At 44.9% G+C, this 2,171-nt stretch carries 2 protein-coding genes; one reads left to right on the top strand and one right to left on the bottom strand.

The features are described from left to right. Window positions 1-422, top strand: a 422-nt coding sequence (locus AB4653_RS20460; RefSeq protein ID WP_372105184.1) for a DUF3332 family protein, incomplete at its 5' end; no start/stop codon positions are given. Window positions 423-592: 170 nt separating this feature from the next. On the opposite strand, the gene AB4653_RS20455 is transcribed toward AB4653_RS20460, so the two are convergent. Beyond that, window positions 593-2,065: an aminoacyl-histidine dipeptidase gene (locus AB4653_RS20455; RefSeq protein ID WP_009847477.1), complete on the bottom strand. Its 1,473-nt coding sequence runs from the start codon at window positions 2,063-2,065 to the stop codon at window positions 593-595. Window positions 2,066-2,171: the final 106 nt, after the last annotated feature.

Genomic DNA, 2,171 nt, shown 5'->3' with positions numbered 1-2,171 from the left:
ATAACCGTTACGCTCGTGGTGGTTTGAACATATTGCTTGCACCGGCTTACGGTCTAACAGTTGCAGCTGATTACTTGGTATTCAACTCACTAGAGTTCTGGACGGGCAGCAACCCACTAACAGGTGCACCGCATATATTTGATACTAAGATTGATACTTACCTTGATATCAACCATCAGCTTGATAAGTCACTGACTGAAGCACCAGTGGGTCCGATTACGAGTGCTGATATGATTGAGAAAGGTCAAATGCAGCAGATCGACGAAAACACGATCCAAATGGACATCACTTACCAGTCTGGTGAGCGTGCGACATTGATCGGAGTTCGTGATGGTGAGATGGTGACATACTTCATCGACGGCGAAGTAGTGGCACAAACTTCAATTGATGAGTTAGAAAGCTACGCGGCTTCACGCGCTTAATTGTTTATTTAGTCACAAGTACATAGCTACAAAGATTGGATACAAAAACAGGTACTCATTGAGTACCTGTTTTATTTTGTGTCTATAAACGGTGTTTACTGAAAGTGCTATTTAGTGAAGAGCCCTATTTATTGGAAACACCATTTATTGAACATACATAGTTTATCGAATTATGCTTTTTCTGGGATAGCTGCAAGCAGTGCAACCATTTGATTCCAGAATAGCTCAACCGTATCGATCTTCACTTTCTCATCAGGAGAGTGAGGGAACTTGATGGTTGGGCCGAAAGAAACCATATCCATGTTCGGGTAAGGTTCTTTGAATAGACCACACTCAAGACCAGCGTGGATAACCATGATGTTTGGTTTGTGACCGTAGATACCTTCGTACATGTCGCGGAAGATGTGCATGATTTCTGAATCTGCATCTGGCTTCCAACCTGGGTAAGCACCAGAGAACGCGATGTTAGCGCCTGCTAGTTCAGCAACAGAGTGAAGCATGCTTTCTACTTGGCTACGACCTGAATCGATAAGAGAACGGATCAGGCAAAGCACTGTGATTGAGTTCTCTTCTGTTGTGATAACACCTACGTTTAGAGATGTTTCAACAACACCTTCAATCTCGTCACTCATACGAATCACGCCGTTTGGACATGCGTTAAGTGCCGCGATAAAGCGAGCTTGGTCTGCTGACGCAAGTGCGCCCATTTCTACAGAAGCTTCTTCGTTGAAAGTCACGATGCTGTCTTCTACTTTACCTAGCTCTGTTGAAAGCAGCTCTGTGTAGTAGTTGTATAGCGAAGCCAGTTTCTCTTGGTTTTCAGCAGGAACAGCAACCGTTACGAAACCTTCACGAGGAATAGCGTTACGAAGGCTACCACCTTTGAATTCGACGATGCGAAGGTCTAGCTCTTTTGCGTGACCCGCTAGGAAACGAGCAAGCAGTTTGTTTGCGTTTGCACGACCTGTGTGGATGTCGCAACCAGAGTGACCGCCTTTTAGGCCTTTTAGCGTTAGCTTACGTGTTACGAAGTCAGCTGGAATCGCGTTACGTGCAATTTCAAATGTCATTGCGCCGTCGATACCGCCAGCACAACCCATGTACACTTCGCCTTCTTGCTCTGAATCTGTGTTAAGAAGGATATCGCCTTCTAACCAACCCGCTTCAAGACCGAAAGCACCAGTCATGCCTGCTTCTTCATCTACGGTAAGTAGAACTTCGATAGGGCCGTGTTGGATTTCGTTCGAAGCCAGAACCGCTAGGCAAGAAGCCATGCCCATGCCGTTATCAGCGCCAAGCGTTGTGCCTTTCGCTGTAACCCACTCACCATCAATGTATGGTTGGATTGGATCTTTAGCGAAGTCATGAACTGTGTCTTCGTTCTTTTGTGGAACCATATCGATGTGAGCTTGCAGCACGACACCTTTTTTGTTTTCCATACCCGCCGTTGCAGGCTTTTTGATGAATACGTTACCCGTTGGGTCACGACGTACATCTAGGCCTTGCTCTGTTGCCCAAGCAATAATGTATTGAGCAAGTTCTTCTTCATGTTTCGAAGGGTGCGGGATTGAACAAATTTTATCGAAAAACTGCCAAATAGGGGCAGGGGGCAATTTACTGATCTCAGAATGGAATTCAGACACGGATGACTCCTTTTTTATTTGATAACCATATATTTAGGTTTTGTAATGGCAAAAAACTAGAACAAAAATCTAAAATATGGGTCTGTTTTGATGGCAACAGCATACC

The organism is Vibrio sp. 10N.222.48.A3, assembly GCF_041475345.1.
Taxonomy (GTDB): domain Bacteria; phylum Pseudomonadota; class Gammaproteobacteria; order Enterobacterales; family Vibrionaceae; genus Vibrio; species Vibrio tasmaniensis_A.
The sequence above is the reverse complement of the archived record's forward strand: the minus strand, read 5'-3'. Positions and strand labels throughout refer to the sequence as shown.